Source organism: Streptomyces sp. CA-250714 (assembly GCF_050936705.1).
Taxonomy (GTDB): Bacteria; Actinomycetota; Actinomycetes; order Streptomycetales; family Streptomycetaceae; genus Streptomyces.
In genome coordinates, this window is sequence record NZ_JBNJMI010000002.1 from 161,404 (window position 1) to 180,013 (window position 18,610).

The 18,610-nt window shown below is 69.3% G+C and carries 14 protein-coding genes and 4 pseudogenes; 8 read left to right on the forward strand and 10 right to left on the reverse strand.

Going from position 1 to position 18,610, the window contains the following annotated elements; genetic code table 11:
• Positions 1-10: 10 nt before the first annotated feature.
• The 3 genes from ACQEU8_RS19580 to ACQEU8_RS19590 are packed head-to-tail and all read left to right on the forward strand — an operon-like array spanning position 11 to position 3,491.
• Positions 11-787 carry a VOC family protein gene (locus ACQEU8_RS19580; RefSeq protein WP_433102802.1) on the forward strand — a complete coding sequence of 259 codons (777 nt, stop codon included), beginning with the start codon at positions 11-13 and terminating at the stop codon, positions 785-787.
• A 24-nt stretch (positions 788-811) separates the two neighbouring features.
• Complete coding sequence (locus ACQEU8_RS19585) at positions 812-2,014, forward strand: MFS transporter (protein ID WP_433102804.1); 1,203 nt, start codon at positions 812-814, stop codon at positions 2,012-2,014.
• A gap of 37 nt (positions 2,015-2,051) precedes the next feature.
• Entirely contained in the window at positions 2,052-3,491 is a 1,440-nt protein-coding gene (locus ACQEU8_RS19590; RefSeq protein WP_433102805.1) for a flavin monoamine oxidase family protein, read from the forward strand.
• A 29-nt stretch (positions 3,492-3,520) separates the two neighbouring features.
• Here the strand turns inward: ACQEU8_RS19590 and ACQEU8_RS19595 are convergent, their stop codons facing one another.
• A complete protein-coding gene (locus tag ACQEU8_RS19595; protein ID WP_433102807.1) occupies positions 3,521-4,471 on the reverse strand; it encodes a helix-turn-helix transcriptional regulator in 951 nt (316 codons plus the stop codon).
• A 62-nt stretch (positions 4,472-4,533) separates the two neighbouring features.
• Here ACQEU8_RS19595 and ACQEU8_RS19600 point away from each other — a divergent pair, with 62 nt between their 5' ends.
• On the forward strand, positions 4,534-6,768 hold the full coding sequence (locus tag ACQEU8_RS19600; RefSeq protein WP_433102809.1) for an ATP-binding cassette domain-containing protein: 2,235 nt from the start codon (positions 4,534-4,536) through the stop codon (positions 6,766-6,768).
• Positions 6,769-6,795: 27 nt separating this feature from the next.
• On the opposite strand, the gene ACQEU8_RS19605 is transcribed toward ACQEU8_RS19600, so the two are convergent.
• From ACQEU8_RS19605 to ACQEU8_RS19615, 3 genes are all read right to left on the reverse strand, one after another.
• Positions 6,796-7,536: a response regulator transcription factor gene (locus ACQEU8_RS19605; protein ID WP_433102811.1), complete on the reverse strand. Its 741-nt coding sequence runs from the start codon at positions 7,534-7,536 to the stop codon at positions 6,796-6,798.
• Between the two features lie 494 nt (positions 7,537-8,030).
• Positions 8,031-8,564, reverse strand: a complete 534-nt coding sequence (locus ACQEU8_RS19610; RefSeq protein WP_433102813.1) for an NADPH-dependent FMN reductase — start codon at positions 8,562-8,564, stop codon at positions 8,031-8,033.
• Positions 8,565-9,604: 1,040 nt separating this feature from the next.
• Positions 9,605-9,778 carry a hypothetical protein gene (locus tag ACQEU8_RS19615; RefSeq protein WP_433102815.1) on the reverse strand — a complete coding sequence of 58 codons (174 nt, stop codon included), beginning with the start codon at positions 9,776-9,778 and terminating at the stop codon, positions 9,605-9,607.
• A gap of 82 nt (positions 9,779-9,860) precedes the next feature.
• On the opposite strand from ACQEU8_RS19615, the pseudogene ACQEU8_RS19620 reads away from it, so the two are divergent.
• Positions 9,861-10,751, forward strand: a pseudogene (locus ACQEU8_RS19620) (IS5 family transposase).
• A 15-nt stretch (positions 10,752-10,766) separates the two neighbouring features.
• On the opposite strand, the gene ACQEU8_RS19625 reads toward ACQEU8_RS19620, so the two are convergent.
• Positions 10,767-11,294: a peptidylprolyl isomerase gene (locus tag ACQEU8_RS19625; RefSeq protein ID WP_433102817.1), complete on the reverse strand. Its 528-nt coding sequence runs from the start codon at positions 11,292-11,294 to the stop codon at positions 10,767-10,769.
• Between the two features lie 163 nt (positions 11,295-11,457).
• Positions 11,458-11,904: a hypothetical protein gene (locus tag ACQEU8_RS19630; protein ID WP_433102819.1), complete on the reverse strand. Its 447-nt coding sequence runs from the start codon at positions 11,902-11,904 to the stop codon at positions 11,458-11,460.
• Positions 11,905-12,280: 376 nt separating this feature from the next.
• Here ACQEU8_RS19630 and ACQEU8_RS19635 point away from each other — a divergent pair.
• Positions 12,281-12,751 (forward strand): annotated as a pseudogene (locus ACQEU8_RS19635) (IS110 family transposase).
• A gap of 324 nt (positions 12,752-13,075) precedes the next feature.
• On the opposite strand, the gene ACQEU8_RS19640 reads toward ACQEU8_RS19635, so the two are convergent.
• A complete protein-coding gene (locus ACQEU8_RS19640) occupies positions 13,076-13,552 on the reverse strand; it encodes a hypothetical protein (protein ID WP_433102821.1) in 477 nt (158 codons plus the stop codon).
• 933 nt (positions 13,553-14,485) lie between these two features.
• On the reverse strand, positions 14,486-14,863 hold the full coding sequence (locus ACQEU8_RS19645) for a DUF4267 domain-containing protein (protein ID WP_433102823.1): 378 nt from the start codon (positions 14,861-14,863) through the stop codon (positions 14,486-14,488).
• Between the two features lie 110 nt (positions 14,864-14,973).
• Here ACQEU8_RS19645 and ACQEU8_RS19650 point away from each other — a divergent pair, with 110 nt between their 5' ends.
• Positions 14,974-15,552, forward strand: coding sequence for a TetR/AcrR family transcriptional regulator (locus ACQEU8_RS19650; RefSeq protein ID WP_433102825.1), 579 nt, complete (start codon positions 14,974-14,976; stop codon positions 15,550-15,552).
• 253 nt (positions 15,553-15,805) lie between these two features.
• On the opposite strand, the pseudogene ACQEU8_RS19655 reads toward ACQEU8_RS19650, so the two are convergent.
• Positions 15,806-16,649: pseudogene (locus ACQEU8_RS19655) on the reverse strand (helix-turn-helix transcriptional regulator).
• A gap of 87 nt (positions 16,650-16,736) precedes the next feature.
• Between ACQEU8_RS19655 and ACQEU8_RS19660 the strand changes: the two are divergent.
• Positions 16,737-17,543: pseudogene (locus tag ACQEU8_RS19660) on the forward strand (SDR family NAD(P)-dependent oxidoreductase).
• A gap of 87 nt (positions 17,544-17,630) precedes the next feature.
• On the opposite strand, the gene ACQEU8_RS19665 reads toward ACQEU8_RS19660, so the two are convergent.
• The gene (locus ACQEU8_RS19665) at positions 17,631-18,605 is read right to left on the reverse strand and encodes a sigma-70 family RNA polymerase sigma factor (RefSeq protein WP_433102827.1); all 975 of its coding nucleotides are present in this window, start codon (positions 18,603-18,605) and stop codon (positions 17,631-17,633) included.
• Between the last annotated feature and the right edge of the window lie 5 nt (positions 18,606-18,610).

Here is an 18,610-nt window from a genome sequence, read left to right on the forward strand (position 1 = left end):
AGGGGCGTTGATGAGCACGTCGCACGCCTGCTCGGCAACGGTGGGCTGGTTCGAGATCACTGCCACCGATCCGTCGCTCAGCCAGAGTTTCTACGAGGGGCTCTTCGGCTGGAGTTTCGACTCGTTCGGTGGCGAGGACTCGTACCGCACGATCACCGCGCCGGGCGCCGGGACGAGCATGGGGGCGCTGCGCCGCGGCGATCGGGACGCGCTGTGCATCGGCGTCGTGTGCTCCGACGCGGCGGCGACGGTCCGCCGGCTGGAATCGCTCGGTGCCGTGCTCTCCGAGCCCCCCGAGCGCACGCCGGCGGGCGACATCCACGCGGTGGTCACCGATGTGCGGGGGAACCGGCTCGGGCTGTTCGAGCCCGCGGGGCAGGGGGGAGCGGCCGCCGGTGATGCGGCGCCCGTGCTGAACTCGACGGCGTTCTTCGAGATCGGGACCAACGATCTCGCCGCGACGCAGGAGTTCTACAAGGCGGCGTTCGGCTGGACCACCGAACGCGACGCGGCGGCCGAAGGCGTGGCCTACTACAGCGTCCTGCTGCCCGACGCTTCAGCTGAGATCGGCGGCGTTCTCGACCTGTCGGAGATGGACGGCAGGAGCGACTACGCGATACCCGGGCTGTACGTCTCCGACATCGAGGAGCTGCTGGAGCGCTCGGCGGCGGCCGGGGGACGCCGGGTGATGGGCCCGGTCTCGGATGCGAACGGGATCGTGGTCGGCCAGTTCCTCGACCCTGTCGGCAACCGGTGGAGCGCGTTCACCCTGCCGTCGTCCGACTGAAGCCGGTCGCGGAGGAGGAGAGTCATGCCTGTTGCGGTGTATGTGCTGGGCGTCGCGATCTTCGCCATCAACACCACCGAGATCATGGTGGCCGGACTGATCCCGGGGATCTCGAGCGGGCTCGGGGTCTCCATCTCCGCGGTCGGCTATCTGATTTCGATCTTCGCCCTGGGGATGGTCGTCGGCGGCCCGTTCCTGACCGTCGCGATGCGGAATCTTCCGTCGAAGCGGTCGCTGATCTGGCTGCTCGCGGTGTTCGTCGTCGGCCAGTCGGTCGGCGCGCTCGCCCAGGACTACTGGGTGCTCGCGGTGGCGCGGGTGGTGACGGCGCTGGCCGCGTCGGCGTTCTTCGGGCTGGCCGCCGCGGTCTGTGTGCGGCTCGTCGGTGCCGAGCGCCGCGGCCGGGCGATGTCGGTCCTCTACGGCGGCATCACGATCGCCCAGGTCGTCAGCCTGCCCGGCGCGACGTTCATCGGGCAGCACCTCGGGTGGCGGGCGAGCTTCTGGATCGTCGGCGCCCTGGCCCTGGTGTGCATCGTGGCGGTCGCGCTGATGGTCCCGGACCGCAGGGAGACCGAGACGCTCGACATGTCGGCGGAGATCCAGGTCCTCCGTAACGCGCGGCTGTGGGGCGCGTACGCGACCAACGCCCTTGTCATCGGGGCGATCCTGGCCGGCTTCAGCTATCTGTCCCCGATCTTCACCGATGCCGGCGGCTTCTCGGAGTCGACCGTTCCCGTGCTGTTCGCCGTGTACGGCGTGGCGACCGTGGTGGGCAACACCGTTGTCGGGCGCTACGCGGACCGCTATATGCGGCCGATCCTCCTCTGCGGACTGACGGCGCTGACCCTGGTACTGGTCGGGTTCGCGCTGACGCTCACCCACCAGGTGCCGGCGGTCGTCGCCACCGTGCTGCTCGGCCTGATCGGGCTGCCGCTCAACCCCGCGATGGCCACCCGCGTCATGTCGGTGTCCAACAACGGCGCGCTGGTGAACGCCCTCAACGGGTCCGCCATCAACGTCGGTGTGACCATCGGCCCCTGGCTCGGCGGCCTCGGGATCAGCGCCGGGATGGGCCTGTCCGCGCCGCTGTGGATCGGCGCGGTCATGGCGTTCGTCGGGGTGATCACGCTCATCCCCGACTTCCGGCAGCGTGTCGGCGCAGCTGCGCAGTCGGTCCCGGTCCCGTCGACGCCCGCCACCGAGGACACCGGGAAGGCGACCTGACGCCTGAATCGCATGCCATTCGACGAAAGGGACGACAGTGACCCGGCCGACTGAACGAGACACAAGAACCACCTTCGACAACGGCCTGCCACCCCTCAGCGGCATCGAGCACGTCATCGTGGTGGGCGCGGGGCTGGCCGGCCTCGGTGCCGCGTACGAACTGGCCAAGCAGGGCACGCGCGTCACGGTGCTGGAGGCATACGGCTATCCGGGTGGCCGCACCAGGACTCTGCGCACCCCGTTCTCCGACGGTCTCCGGACCGAGGCCGGGGCGATGACGGTGACGAACGAGTGCGACTACTACACGATGCACTATCTGGGCGAGATGGGCCTGGAGACCGAACCGAGCGATCTGATCGACACGGATTTCCGGTACTGCCGCAACGGCACCCGCATCCGGCCGGACAAGACGGCGGACAACGCCGCCCTCCTTGGCCTGAACCCGGACGAGCGGGACCTGACCATCGAGGAGATGGTGGCCAAGTACGTCAGAACGCCGAACAAGGAGATCGGGCCGGAAATCCTCTCGCCGACCTGGAACCCGTCGCCACGGCTGCTGGAGCTCGACCGGCTCTCGGTGCGCGAGGTGCTCGAGGCGCGGGGCGCCTCCGCCGCCGCGATCGGCCTGATCGAGCCGCTCTTCCTGGAGATGCGCGGGGGCGAGCTGGGATCCGCTTCGGCGATGGCGTGGGCCCGCTACGAGTCGGGCCCCTGGTCCCTGTCCGACACGGATACCCAGTGGAGCAAGATCAAGGGCGGCACGGACATGCTGGCCCGGGCCCTGGCCGACAAGGTCGCCGACCGCATCCGCTACCAGGCGCCCGTGGTACGGATCGCGCAGGACGACCGCGAGGCGCGGGTGACCTTCCTCGACCGCAACCGGCTCGAGACGCTGACCGCGGACCGCGTCATCGTCACCGCGCCGTTCGCGGGCATGCGGCACATCAACCTGGAGATGGCCCGGCTGTCCCAGGAGAAACACGCGACCATACGCCGGATGCGCTACGCCTCGGGCACCCGTGTCTTCCTGCAGATGCGGCGGCAGTTCTGGCCGGAGAAGCAGCTGATGCTGTCCACCGACCGCCCGATCGGCACCATACGCGACGCCACGCCGCGGCGGCCGGACGGACGGAAGATCCTCGAGTGCTGGCTCAGTGGCTGGGCCTCGCAGGCGGTGGCGAGCATGGGCCCGGAGCAGCGCATCGATTTCGCGCTCGGCGAGGTCGAGCCGCTGCTCCCCGGGGCGCGCGAGAACTTCGAGCTCGGAGCGTCCATCGCCTGGGACAACGAGCGCTACATAGGGGGCATGTACATCCTGCCGGAGCGGGGCCACCACGAGTTGATGGAGCACGCTCGGCGGCCGGAGGGGCGGATCCACTTCGCCGGCGAGCACACCGCGTACGAGCCCAACGGCGGCTCCATGAACTACGCGCTGGAGTCCGCCGTACGGGTCCTCATCGAGCTGTCGGGCACTTGATGCCGCAGGCCGCCGGGGCGGCGGGCGGGTCACTGACGGCCGAGGCGGTCGCCGAACCGGCGCAGCGCCGCGCGGAACTCCTCGGGCTCCTCGACGGTGAAGTCGGCGTCGAGGAAGGCGAGCCGCGGCAGGAGCCACTGCCAGGAGTCGAGCATCAGAACGGCGTGGGTCCCGCCGCCGGCGGCCGCGGTGAGGTCGACGTCCTCATGGGCGAACGCGTCCGCCACCGCCGTCATGGGGGCGTCGATGGTCACCGCCACGCGCTGCCGGTTCCGCTTGATGCTCCGGCGGAGGTAGTCGGCGCCGGTCTCGGTGGGCAGCGGCCGGGGCGAGAACGTTCGGCTCCGCGCCCGGAGTTCGGTGACGCGGTCGATACGGAAGACGCGCCAGTCCTGTCTGTCGATGTCCCACCCCAGCAGGTACCACCGCATGAGCAGGTGGATCTGGCGGTAGGGCTCGACCGTGCGCGTGGTGGCGGTTCCGCTCGCCCCGACGTAGTGGAAGGCCACGAGGCGCTGGTGCGCGATCGCCTCGGCCAGCGTGCTCATCGTCTCCGCGCTGGTGCTCGGGGTGAGCGTCGGTGTCGTCTCCAGGCTGGCGCGCAGCGCGGCCACGCGGGGGCGCAGCCGCTTGGGCAGGTACTGGTCGACCTTTCCGTAGGCGCGGATCGCCGCGTCGTCGATGCTGCCCTCGCTCGCGTTGCCGGTCGCGCCGAGCGCTGCCAGGCCCAGCAGGGTCGCGATGGCCTCGTCGTCGTCGAGCAGCAGCGGGGGCATGGTCTGCCCGGCCGTGAGCCGGTAGTAGCCGCCCGGGCCCGGCTGTGTCTCGACCGGGTACCCGTAGCCGCGGAGCCGGTTGATGTCGCGGCGCAGGGTGCGCGGGGGGACGTCCAGCCGGGCCGCCAGTTCCTCGCCCGAGAACGTCTTGCCCGACTGCAGCACCACCAGCAGGGTCAGGACCCGTTGCATGACGTCGGCCATGACCGCATGATCGCAGAAATCGCGGCCATTTTCCGGCCACATCTCGCGTTAGGGTCCTGACCATGTCGAACCGCAAAATCCGGATCCGCGGAGCCCGTACCAACAACCTGAAGCAGCTCGACGTCGACGTGCCGCGCTCACAAGTCGTGGTCTTCGTCGGAGTGTCGGGCTCGGGCAAGTCGTCGCTGGTGTTCGACACGATCGCCGCCGAGGCGGGCTACCAGCTCACCGAGACGTTCCCGCCCTACTTCCGCAACCGGCTGCCGAAGTGGACCCGGCCCGAGGTCGCCCGGATCGAGGGGCTCTCCCCCGTGGTGGTGATCGACCAGCGGCGGCTGGGCGGGAACGCCCGCTCCACGGTCGGCACGATCACCGACACCTGGACCTACCTCCGGCTGCTGTTCTCCCGGGTGAGCACGCCACATGTCGGCGAGTCCAGCCACTTCTCCTTCAACGACGCGGCCGGCATGTGCCCCACATGCTCCGGCCTCGGCGAGGTCGTGGCCAGCGCCGTCGACCGCTTCATCGACGAGGACAAGGCGCTGAGCGAGGGCGCCGTCCTGCTGCCCGGATTCGCCACCGGCGGCTACTGGTACACGAATTTCGCCGACATCGGGGTGTTCGACCTCGACAAGCCGCTGCGCTACTGGAGCCAGCACGAGCGGGACGCACTGCTGTACGGCATCGGGTCCGCCGGGCCGCTGGCGAGCCGGCTTCCCAAGGGCTACCAGGGCATCGTCGAGCGGTTCGAGCGCATCTACCTGCGCACCTCCGACGACATGAACGAGCGCAAGAAGGAGGCCCTCGCCAAGTTCACCCGCTCCGAGAGGTGCCCGGACTGCCGAGGGGACCGGCTCAACCCGGAGAGCCGGAGCGCCACGGTGCTCGGCCACACCATCGGCGAGATGGCGCGGATGGAGATCGGTGAGCTCGCGGAGCTGGTGACGGGCGTGACCGACCCCATCGTGGCGCCGGTGGTGTCCGCGCTGACGGAACGGCTGCGGGCAATGGTCACCATCGGGCTCGGCTACCTCCATCTCGGCCGCGCCACCACGACGCTCTCGGGCGGCGAGTCACAGCGCATCAAGACCGTCAAGCACCTGGGCAGCAGCCTCACCGAGATGGTCTACGTCTTCGACGAGCCCACCGTCGGACTGCACCCCCACGACATCTCCTCGATGACCGAGCTGCTCAAGCAGCTGCGGGATCAGGGCAACAGTGTGCTGGTGGTCGAGCACGACGTCGCGGTCATGGCCATGGCCGACCAGATCGTCGAGGTCGGGCCGGACGCGGGCGCCCAGGGCGGCACGCTCGTCTACCAGGGCAGCTTCGACGGCCTGCGCACGGCCGGCACCGCCACGGCGGCGGCGCTGTCGCAGCAGCGGCCCGTCAAGGACGATCCGCGCCCGCCGCGGGGCCACATCACCGTGGCCGATGCCACCCGCAACAACCTCAAGAACCTGAGCGTGGACATTCCGGCGGGCGTGATGACGGTGCTCACCGGTGTGGCCGGTTCCGGGAAGTCGAGTCTTGCGGGCGAACTCGTCGCCCAGCACGACGCGGTCGTGATCGACCAGAAGGCAGTCAGCACCAACCGCCGCTCGACCCCCATCACCTACACCGGGATCGCCACCGCCATCCGCAAGGTGTTCGCACGGCACAACAACGTCCCGGCCGGCCTGTTCAGCGCCAACTCCGGCGGCGCCTGCCCGGACTGCAAGGGCCTCGGGGTCGTCTACACCGACCTCGCGTTCATGGAGGACCAGGAGACGGTCTGCGAGACCTGCCAGGGGCGCCGGTTCACACCCGAGGTCCTGAAGCACAAGGTCGACGGGCTGTCCATCGCCGACGTCGACGACCTGACGATCACCAACGCCATCGAGCGGCTCTCCGATCCCGCGATCACGAGGGCCCTGCGCCACCTGGAGCAGGTCGGCCTGGGGTACCTCCGGCTCGGCCAGCCCCTGACGACCCTCTCCGGAGGTGAATGCCAGCGGGTGAAGATCGCCAAGGAGCTCCGGGACTCCACCAGCCCGACCCTCTACATCCTCGACGAACCCACCACCGGCCTGCACCTCCGCGATATCGACACCCTGCTGAGCCACCTCGACAGCCTGGTGGACCACGGCCACACCGTCGTACTGATCGAGCACAACCTCGACGTCGTCCGACGGGCCGACTGGATCATCGACCTCGGCCCCGGACCCGGGAAGCACGGCGGGCGGATCCTCTATCAGGGACCCGTCGCCGGCATCACCGGCACGGCCACCGCCGAGGCGCTGCACGAAGCCGGCTGATCCCGTCTCCCGGTGCCGCCCGGCGCGCTACACGGGTTCCCCATGGGAACGGGCCCTGTGCTTTACCGCGTTCGGCTCTGCCGGTACGGTCTCCTCGCTGAACCGGAAGCCGATGCCGCGCACGGTGACGATCCATTCCGAGGAACCGAGCTTTTTACGGATGCTGCTCAGGTGCGTGTCGATGGTCCGGCTTGCCAAAGATGTCACTCCCGTGTCGGTGTTGTCGTAGCCCCATACGCGCCGCAGCAGTTCGGACCGGGAGAAGATCTTCCCCCGCTCGGCCGCGAGCAGGTGTAGGACCTCGAACTCCTTGCGGGTCAGTTCGATCAGCCGGCCGTCGACCCGGACCTCGCGCAGATTGGGATCGATCTCCAACTGGTCGGCGACGAGCAGCGGTTCGGGCTTGGCTCGCACTCGCCGCAGCAGCGCTCCGAGGCGCGCCATCAGCTCACGGCTGGGATAGGGCTTCGTGATGCAGTCGTCGCATCCCCCTTCGAGGGCCAGCACCCGGTCGAGCTCGTCCACGGAAGAGAAACCGATCATGGGGACGTGGCTGGCCTCGCGGATTCTTTTGCACAGCGTGAGTCCGTCGAAGTCGGTGAGGTCGAGATCGATGAGAACGACGTCGAAGTTGTGAGCGGCGGCCGTTGCCTCCGCGCCCGTCCCGACCGTTTCGGTCCCGAAACCGTGGCGCTCGAGGTCCTTGATCATTTCATCGACCCCTCCGCAATCCGCAACGACCAATACGCGCGCCTCTAAGTCGATCAATGCTTCCCTCCTCCCTCGTCGATGCGGTCACAGCCTGCCGTGCCCATGGAACCACCGTCATGGCCTGCGGTAGTCGCGGCATCAACAGCTTGCATCCCGCGCAGCGTGATGTGGAAGATTCCATTTTCGACCCGGCCCGCTCGCGGTCGGCCCACGAACGCCACGGTCGGGAAACGGATTCGGACATCCCTTATCAGGCCCGACGTCCGGTTGCGGAACGCGAACGGCGGCCGTCACAACTCCGCCGCCGACAGCAATGCGGCGGCAGTGGAGGTCCCTGGGCGTGGGCTGGTCCTGGTTCCTGCTTGGGGCATCACAGATGGCGAGAAAGGATCGTCACGACTACGGCGCCGGACGAACGTCCGGCGCCGTGGTCGAGCGGGGAGATCCGCGTGGCCGGGCGGCACGGCCTCGTCGGCGGTGGGGGTGCTCAGGCGGAAGGCTGCTCAGGCGGAGTGCTGCTCAGGCGGAACACTGCTCAGGCGGAACACTGCTCAAGCGGAATACGCAGGGCGCAGCGCAGCGGCGAGGCGGGCGCGCGAGGAGCTGATCCAGGGTTCGAAGGCGTCCGGATCGCTGTATGAACCCTCGAGCACGAAGAGCGAGCGGGTGGGCAGGGTCGCGCCGAGTTCGGCGAGTACGGGCTTGAGGAACAACTCGGGGGCGAGCGCGTGGCTCGGTCCGCCGCCGAGCATCAACGGCACGGCCACGACGCCGTCGAGCCCGTTCAGGGGGAATCGGTCGAGGAAGAGCTTGAGCAGGCCGGTGACGGAGGCTTTGTAGGTGGGGCTGGCGAATACGACCAGGTCGAGACTGGTGACAGTCTTGACGGTTTCGGCGACCGACTCGTCCGTCCAGTCGAGCAGCCTGGTGCCGAAGTCGGCCAAATCGACGACCGGGTCCGGCGGAAGTCCGGTGAGCTGCTCCGCGAGATACCGAGCGGCCTGGTAAGTGCGCGACGCGGGCTTCGGATTGCCCACCACGACGCCGACCTGCGGCGCGGATATTCCGGGAATGTCTACTGCCATGGGAATCCTCCCTGAAAGGGCGCGGCGGCCTCCCAAATCGCCTTCAATCCGGGTGACTTTGGAGGGGTGTGTCAGCCTTGACTGAGACGCGAACTCTCGGGAGCCCGACATGGCGGATCCTCAGCCGCTTGTCCCCCATGCCTCCAACGGAAGGGCGCTGGAGGGGCGTTCGGGAGGGGGCGGTGCACAGCGGGACACACTCTCTCCTTCAGGGCCGGGCCGGCTGAGGCGATCGTCCTGTCTCCATATGCTTACGTTGCTGCGTTCCGCGGTCAAGGGCAGGGGAGAAATCCGTCACGTATGTCCGAGTAGATCCGCGTCACCCAACAAGCGTTTGTCTTCACACGAAGACGAACTTGAGTGACGGGCGCGCGACGGCGAACTGGCTGGTGCCCACGGCCGGCCCACCGCACTGCGCTCCAGCACCATCTCCGTGGCGCGAAACGGGTGCGGTGCAGGGCGGGTTACGGGGGGTCAGACGGGTGCGCGACGGCGACCTGGGCTGAGCACACGGCGGGCCCACCGCACACCGCACCGTCTTCCTTACGCGAAACGGGCGCAGGACAGGGCGAGTTACGGCGGGTCGGGCGGGTGCGCGAGCCGCAGACGCGGGGCTAGCGGCAGCGGCGCGGGCGACGCTGCCGTCTCCGGCACGGCGTGGAACGCCTCGGTGGGGGTGAGCATGGGAATCGGATCGTCGATGCTGAAGCGACGCACAACCGGGGGCGCGGGCGGCGCTCCCGCCTCCGGGGCGGCGCGGAGCGCCTCGGTGGGCGGTGAGCATGAGAACCAGGTCGTCGATGCTGAAGCCGACGCGCAGCCAGCCGTTCTCCTGTGTGCGGCGAGCCAGTTCGGCGACAGGGCGCAAGGCTGTGTCCCGATCGGCGGCGAAGTCCATGGCGGCCAGGTCGCGGGAAGAGTCACCGCGGTCGGAGGGCGGCGCCTCGCGGCCCTCGGCGGCTCCGGCGTGGTCGGCCACGTCGTCCCGTCAGCGCCGGGTGCGGGCATCCTTCCGGCCCGACGGCCGCACTTCGGGTCGGTCAACTCCCCGACGCCCGCGCCGCATGCGCCGCTCGCACACCTGGAGCTTGCTCAGCGCCTTCCTCCAGCGCCATGCGCGCCACCACGTACGCGGGGTCGTCGTGCTTTGAACTCATCTCGTACGGGTCGGTCTTGAGGTCGCAGAACTCCCGGCCGCCCTTGATGTAGCGCACGTACAGATCCCGCTCTGCGCGGATGACTCGTACGCGGTGGAGTAGGCCCCGTGCCGGAGTGGCGGCTTGTGGGTCTTCCTGGATGAGGCCTAGGCCGGTTCGTTTAGATCATCGGATCGTTGGTCTGGTCGTGCTGTTGACTGACGCCCAGTGGGCGCGGAGTGAGCCGCTGTTGCCGGACCGGACGCCGAAGCGGGGCGGGCAGTGGCGTGATCACCGGCAGGTGATCGGTGCGATCGCCTGGAAGTTCCAGACCGGCTCGCAGTGGGTGCACCTGCCGGAGAGGTACGGCAACCGGCGAGGGGTCCACAACCGGTTGCGGATGTGGGCCGCCGATGGCACCTGGGAGCGGGTCTTCGCCGCGCTGATGGCCCAGGCCGACGCGGAGGAGGAGCTGAACTGGGCGGTCTCGGTGGACTCCACCATCGTGCGCGCGCACCAGCACGCGGCCGGGGCCCGGCAAAAGGGGACCCCGGCCGCGAGCCGGCAGACCATGCCATCGGACGCTCCCGCGGCGGACTGACCTGCAAGATCCACCTCGCGGCCGACGGCAACTGCCGACCGCTGGCCTTCCACCTGACCGCCGGACAGGCCGGTGACGCACCCGCCTTCGATGCGGTCATGGCACGGCTGCGGGTGCCTCGCCGGACCGGCCGCCCCCCGCACCCGGCCCGAGGTGGTGCTGGCCGATAAGGCGTATTCCTCCCGCGCCATCCGCGCCCATCTGCCGGCGCGGTATCCGGGCGGTCATCCCCACCCCGGCCGCCAGCAGGGACACCGCCGACGCCGCGGCCAACGCGGTGGCAGGCCGACCGCCTTCGACCGGGAAGCCTGCAAACAGCGCAACACCGTCGAGCGGTGCATAAACCCCCTCAAGCAGTGGCACGGTCTCGCCACCCGCTATGAGAAGACCGCGACGGTCTACCTGGCAGGACTCCACATTGCCGGGATCTTCTTGTGGTCCGCCCGATGATCTAAACGAAAGTTCCTAGCTGCCCTCGACGGTGACGCGCTCGATCACGACGTCCGTGACAGGGCGGTCGCCCGCCCCGGTTGGTGCGTGCGAGATGGCGTCCACGACCTTAGAGGACCCGTCGTCGGCCACCTTGCCGAAGATGGAGTGCTTGTCGTTCAGCCAGGTCGTGGGCGCGACAGTGATGAAGAACTGCGAACCGTTGGTGCCTGCGCCCGCGTTGGCCATGGCCAGCATGTACGGCTTGTCGAACCGCAGGTCCGGGTGGAACTCATCGGCGAAGGTGTATCCGGGGCCGCCGCGTCCCGTGCCCGTGGGGTCGCCGCCCTGGAGCATGAAGCCACGGATGACCCTGTGGAAGATCGATCCATCGTAGAACGGCCCGGTGGATTCACCCTTGGCGTTCTGTTCCGTGTACTCCTTGGTGCCCTGCGCCAGTCCCACGAAGTTACGAACGGTATTCGGGGCGTGGGACGGGAACAGCGCCAGTCGGATTTTCCCTGCCGAGGTGTGCAGGGTGGCGTGGAGAGATTCGTCAGCCATGGACAGTGCCTTTCACGGCGGTCGGCGTCATGATCCGAACCATACTTTCAGTAGTCGGATGACTACGAGGACCGACACTTTCTGCCTGGCCGGACTGCACGCCGCAGGCGTCTTCCTCTACTCCGCCCGATGATCCAAACGAAACGGCCTAGCCGTCCTGGTCCTAGTCGCCCTCGGCGACCCGCCGTCCGGACGCGGCGTCGTCGCCGGCCTTCGCCGAGCCGCCCTCGGACACCGGCCCTGACCGTGCGCCCCCGGCCCCCTTGCGCACGACCGACCGGTCGGTACGCCGACAGCGGTCGCGCGCGAACGGCAGCAGAGGCCACCCCCCGAGCGTGAGCCCCGGCCTGGCTCCGCCGATGTCGGCGATCGCGGCGGCGAGATCGACGTTGCTGCTCATCTCGCGCGAAGGAGTGCCGCCGTTGATCCCGGGCACCCGTGCGTCATCATCGGCACGTGCCCCGACGCGTCGTGCGGCCAAACTTCCCAGTGGAGGGACGTTGTGCCTGCCGAAGAAGAAGCCGTTGTTCGAGGAGAAGAGCAGATACGTGTTGTCGAGCTGCCCCGCCTCGCGCAGCGTCGGGACGAACTTCCCGACGGCTTCATCCACGGCGAGCAGCGACTCCAGCCCCCCTCGGTGGTCTCCTCGCCCAGCTCCGGGTAGTCGCGCAGGAATCCGGGCTTGACGCTCACGTCGCCCCCGCCGTTCCCCGCCGCTGAGCCTCGGCCGCCGACGCATCCAGCGTCCCCCAGGTGGCTCTACCTTCTTGATCGGGTTGATCGAGCCATTCGCAGGGTTGGGTCGCCCAGGGGTGCCGGGTGTGGCTATCAGGTGGCTGCCGTTTTGTGGCTTGCAGGGCTTGGCCGCCCAGCACCCCACGACGGCTCGGCCGCCGATTAGGAAGTGCGAACAAGTCGCTGTGTAGAGCAATGCCGGCGAGGTCGTCCGTGGCACGAACAGAACGAGCACGTACGTCAGGAGCACGATGAGCCGGGTATGGGTGGGGATCGACAGCGGCAAGGACCACCATCACGGCCTCGCTCTGGAGGCGGAGGGCAAGACGCTGCTGTCGCGGCGAGTCGCCAACGACGAGCCCGAGCTGATGAAACTGATCGGTGACGTCCTCGACCTGGCCGACGGCTGTGAGGTCACCTGGGCGATCGACTGACCGGCGCGGAACCCGCGCTGCTTTGGCCCTGCTCTGGTCAATCACGGCCAGGCAGTCCTCTACATCCCCGGCCGTCTGGTGAACCGGACCTCCGACGGATACCGCGGCGAGGGCAAGACCGACGCCCGTGACGCCTACGTCATCGCCGACCAGACCAGGATGCGCCGCGACCTGCGACCCGTCCGCTCCGGCGACGAATCCGCCATCGAGATGAAGCCCTGCCTCCTCGGATGCGACGAGGTCGCCGCCCGCCGCGCTCGGTCAGTCTTCCTGGCGGTGGCTGCCTGACCACGGCGTGATCCGCGGGCGTTCCGCCTCGGAGATCCGCCGCACCGCCTTTTGCCCGCACCCTCACTCGCCCGCGATCACCGGTACGGGCCACCCGGCCCAGCTCAACTCGGCCGTCCGCGCCCGCATCACCAAGTCCCGCGGCGCCTTTCGCGCCCGCGCCGGTCGACCGGTGACCGCCCGCTCGTCCTCGTCACGATCAGGTTGTGCGTGCCCGCAACATCACCGCCGTGCATCCGCCCCCAGCCCCGGAACGCCCCCAGAAGGACACATGCCCACGGAAGGCTAGAATCCAGCACCAGTCGTCCACGAAGGGCGAGTTGATCAATTCAACGACTCGTCGTCCAGTCCCTCTTCCTTCCCTCCCAAGAGCCGGATGAGCCGCACGAGGGTTGCCACGCCTTCCTTGGAAAGACCGGCCTGGGAGGCCTCAAGAGCGATTCGGCGAACGTCGGCACTCTTTATCGCGCTCCTGAGCGCCAGCCTGATGGCGAATTCTTCCTCGGAGTGACACGGAAGGAGGTCCTCCACGCCGACATCGAAGTAATCCGCCAGGGCCTGAAGTTGCCCGATCTTCGGGTCCGTCTTCGAACCCGTTGTCAGCGCCCAGATGTGCTGCCACGAGATCACAGGCTTCCCGCCGTGCGCCTCTTTGATCTCCTCGGCAACGGCCCTGTATGAGGGACGTTCGCCCGTCTCGGCTCTTCTGGCTTCGAAGAGGCGGTCGAGCTTTTGCGCCAGCGAGAGCGTGGCGCCTGGATCTTCCTCAAAAGACTGCGGCGCCTCAGCGGATCCGGACAAGGTACCTCCACCCACGTAACGCCCTGGCCCGGCCACCCGGCGGGCCCCAGTCCGACCAAGACCCTATCGTCAGGTCAACCCGCTCGCAGCGCCGCGCGAGGGAGGCAGGATCTCAGCACCGAGCACCCTGCGGAGCGCGTCCAGGGCTGCCTCAAAGAGCCTGTGCGATCCGGACAACCACGGTCCGTCCGACGCAGGTCCATGCGTCGCCCCCCCGCCCGTCCCGCCGCCCCCCGCGTCCACGCAGGTCGGCGAGAGGGACGACCGCGCGTCTCGCATTGCGTCATGCGCCTCCTTGCGCTGCCGCGCCACCGGGCCCTCTCGGAGAGGCCTCAGCCGCTTGCCGAGCCAAGGAGGGGGCGTAGATGGGCGTGGAAAGGACGGCTCCGGATCCGTGGGCACGAGAGGCCCCAGCAGTTCGTGGAGCAGTTGCGGCGACTGCGGCGCTGGTCGGGCTTCACCTACCGGCACCTGGCGTGTCGCGCCGACGCGGCCAGGCACGTACTGCCGTACAGCACTCTCGCCGGGGCCGATCGGCCCGTAGCACACTCCCCCGGTAGGAACTGGTGATGGCGCCGGCAACGGCCTGCGGCTGCGCGCCGGAAGCGGTCGTGACTGGCTGGTCGCGCGCCGGAAGCTCGCCGTGAAGCCACCACCCCGGCGAGGGAGGCGGGGTACTGGGTAGCTCCTCGCTCGGCGGCGGTGCCGTTGACCGCGCTCGTGTGCGCCGTTCGCAGCCTTGCGCTTCTTCGCGCTCAACAGCACCGACCCTCCCAGCCACGACGAGCAGAGCGCGGCCGTCGCCGCCGCCGTCCACCGGCTCAACGCTCGCGCCCAACCGAGCCGAAGACGGAACTTCGCACCCGACTCACCCACCCATCAGCGGACGCAATACCCGGGCAAGGCGGCGTGCCGAGGCGGCGTCACGATCAGCTAGCCGATGAGGAGGAGCACGCTGATCGCCAGCATCACCGCTGCGGTGGCGCCGTGTACGCCGTAGACAGCTGTCTTGGGCCCGTTGCTGCGCAGCACGATCAACGCGTCGCCGACGGGTATGCCGGTCGCGACCAGCATGAACCAGCCCAGCAAGTGGGCCGATCCGCCGACCAGCAGGACGAAGATGAAGAGCCCGCAGGCTATGTCACGCACGGCCTTGACGGTCAGCCATGCATGGAAGCTGCGGTCCTCGGTGGGTGTGTCGGGGATGCCGAAGCCGACTGCGGCCTGCGGCGCCCGGAATGCACGGGCGCCGATGAAGATGATGCCCACGCCGATCAGTCCGGCGAGCACGGTGGCGACGTTGGTGAGCATGGTTGCTTCCTCTCGGTAGCAGCGCCCACCACCCTTGCAATCGGCGCTAGTTGACGTATCGACGATAGCGATATCGCTGGCCGGAAATCTAGCCTTGCTAGGATGTCGTCATGTCCGCCATCAAACAGCGCCGTGAACGCGAACGCGCCCAACGCCACCAGCTGATCATCACCGCAGCCCGCGAACTCGCCGAGACCGAAGGCTGGGACGCGGTGACGACGCGGCGGCTCGCCGAGCGCGTCGAGTACAGCCAACCCGTGCTCTACAGCCACTTCAGCGGCAAGGACGCCATCGTTCGCGCCGTCGCGCTCGACGGCTTCGACGAACTCGCCGCCCACCTGCGCCGTGCCCGGCCGGCCAACCCCGAGCCACAGCAGGCCCTGCACGCCGTCTGCCGCGCCTACCTGGATTTCGCCGCCGAGCGGCCCGCCCTCTACCAGGCCATGTTCGTCATGCCGACCGACGTAAAGTTCGCGCACGCCGAGACACCGCCCCAACTTCGCGCCTGCTTCAACGAATTCGTCAGCTGCTTCCGCCCGGACAACGCGCGACGCGAACTGTTCGCCGAAGTCACCTGGAGCGCACTGCACGGCATAGCCACCCTGTCCGCCAGCGGCCGCATCCCCCCGGACACCCAGGAGGAACGCCTCGACTTCCTCATCAACCAACTCACCGACACTCCAAGCTGACCGGCCTCAGGCTGCGGAGTAACAAGGAGTAGGAAGCTGACGACCCCGCAGCCCGGTCCTCGTCCTGCAACGTAGGAACGTTGAGGCCGCACGTTCGGTGCATCGCTGACACACCGGTGTGACGGAGCCAGCTAGTTGGCCACTCAGCGTTGTAGTCGGCTGCTTTGCCGCTGCAGGAGCAGTGCGCGCCCCTGGGCAAGGGGCCCCGGACAGGAGCGCGGGCCGGCATCGCATGCCCGATTCCTGGTGCGGCTCAGTTGGTCACGTCCATGCGCTGAGTGCCGATGACCGACAGCAGCCGCAGTGCTCCCTCGGAGGGCGAGCCCGGTGCCGCGATGTAGATCACGACCTGCTGGTCCCGGTCGGTGACGTCGAGGACGTCGCAGTTGACGGTGACCGGACCGACCACCGGGTGCTGGAAGGTCTTGCACAGGGTGGGCTCGGCGCACACGTCGTGGGAGGCCCACAGCCGGGTGAACTCCGCACTGCCGGAGAGCAGGCCACCCACCAGCTCGTTCACCTCGGGATCGTCGGGGTAACGGGCAGCGGCGGCGCGCAGGCGCTGCGCCGAGTTGCGGGCGAACGCGTCCGCGTCGGACACCCCGTACAACCGCCTCCCCTGCGGGTGCGGCCCGAGGAACACCCGGTGCACCAGGTTGCGGTCGCCGTGGCAGGGCTGAGAAGTCCGCCATCAGGGCGGCCGCCAGATCGTTCCAGGCGATCACCTCGAAGGTCGCGGACGTGACGATCGCGGCGGCCTGGGGCAGCCGGTGCAACAAGTCGAGGATGCTCTGCCGCACCTCGCGCGAGGGTCCGGGCGGCGGGCCCGGCGGTGCGTCGGCGAGGTGGTGGAGATGGTCGCGCTCGGCGTCCGACAGGCGCAGGGCCCTGGCCAGTTGGGCCAGCACCTCGCGTGACGCGCGCGGGCCTGCTCCAGCCACGTCTAGTACTCGGTTCGAGATTAACGCCAGCTGCGCCGCCTCCCCGCGGCGCAGCCCCGGCGTGCGGCGGCGCGGTCCGATGGGAAGGCCGACGTCGGCCGGGGTGATCCGCTCGCGCCTGCCGCGCAGGAAGGCCGCCAGTTCTCGTCGGTCCACGCCCCCAGTGTGCGCGAGGGCGCGGAGCCGATCCAGGTACCGCCAGAGCCTGGATCCGGCTCCGCGAACGGTCGCAGGCTCGCTGCCATGGACAACACACCGACCACCGACACATCCGCCCCCGCCGCCCCGGGCCAGCTGGTCGGCAAGGTCGCCTTCGTCACCGGTGCCGGGCGCGCTATCGGCGCCGCCGCGGCGCGGCTGTTCGCCCGGGAGGGCGCCCGGGTGCTGCTCGCGGCCCGGACGGAGGCACAGTTGAAGACGGTGACCGAGGAAGTCCGGGCGGCGGGCGGCGGGCGGCACGGCGGACTATGTGGTGTGTGATCTGGCGGACGCGGCCGACGTGCGCGTCGCCGTGGACCGAACCGTGGACCTGTACGGCAGACTCGACGTCGCCTTCAACAACGGCGCGACGATCCAGACCCCTGGCCCCATGGACCAGTTGCCGGAGACCGACTTCGACCAGCTTCTACGCCGTGAACCTCAAGGGCTTCTGGCTGGCCATGGTCGCCCAGATCGTCGCCATCCGCGCCACCGCCGGGACGGGCGCCATCGTCAACAACTCATCCGTCGGCAGCCTGCGGGGCAACCCCGAACTCCCCGCGTACGGCGCCATGAAGCGGGCGGTCAACAGCCTCACGGAGTCAGCCGCGGTCACGTACGGCCCGGAAGGCATCCCCGTCAACGCCATCGCCCCGGCCATACGGCGACCGAGACGATCCGTACCTGGGAAGCGGATTCGCCGGCTCTCGTCGAGCGGCTCAAGGCGCTCACCCCGCTGCGCCGCGCGGCTGACCCGACGAAACCGCCCAGGCCGCCGCCTGGGTGCTCAGCGACCGCTCCTCGTACGTGACCGGCACGGTCCTGCGGGTCGACGGCGGCGCGCGAGCTTGAGCCGACGATTGCGGCACGAGTCCGTTGCAGGGCCGAAGGAACGCCGTCCTCGCTCCGGCTCAGGTCACTGGGTTCCGGTGGCGCTGGTCACCATGCGATGACCGGCGCCTCCTGTTCGTGCTGCTGCCAGGCCTCGTCGAGGCGCGCGAGCCGGTCCGCGGCGGCGATGCCGTACAGTGACGCGACCTTGCCGTCGCTGACTTCGAAGGCCACGGCGCCCACAACCCTGTCGTCGACCACGGCGACGACGGCCGGGGAGCCGTTGACCAGGGCGAGATGGAACGCGGGCGAGCCGCCGGCCAGCCGCCGCTTCGCCTGCGTGGGTTTGAAGCCGGCCCGCACGAAGGAGGCGACCCGCTCGCGCGTCGTGTACCGCAACAGCCGCTTGCTCAGTCCGGCGCCGTCCGAGACCGCCGTCACGTCGTCGGTGAGCAGCGCCACCAGCCGTTCGGTGCGCCCCGATGTGGCGGCGGCGAGGAACTCCTCGACGACCCGGCGCGCGGACGCGGGGTCGGCCTCGCGGCCGCGGCGGCGCTCGGCGGCGACCCTGGTCCGGGCCCGGTGGGCGTGCTGCTGGCTGGCGGACTCGGTGATGTCGAGGATCCCGGCGATCTCGGCGTGGCTGTACGAGAAGGCCTCACGCAGGACGTAGACGGCCCGCTCGACCGGCGAGAGGCGCTCCATGAGGGTCAGTAGGGCCAAGGACACCGATTCGCGCTGCTCGACGGTTTCGGCCGGACCGAGCATCGGGTCGCCGTCGAGGAGCGGCTCGGGCAGCCAGGCACCGGCCGCTCGTTCGTGGCGCGCCTGCGCCGAGCGGAGCCGGTCGAGGCAGAGATTGGTGAGGACCTTGGTCAGCCACGCCTCCGGCACCTCGACCCCTCCCCAAGCTCTCGGCTCCGCTCGAGCAGGGGATACCCCATTGCGGTCTGCGGCCTGCCAGCGCAGGAATGTGTCCTGCACGGCGTCCTCGGCGTCGGCGGCCGAGCCGAGCAGACGGTACGCGAGCGAGGCCAGCCGGCCCCGGCTGGCCTCGAACCGATCGACGGCTGCGCTGTCCATACGGA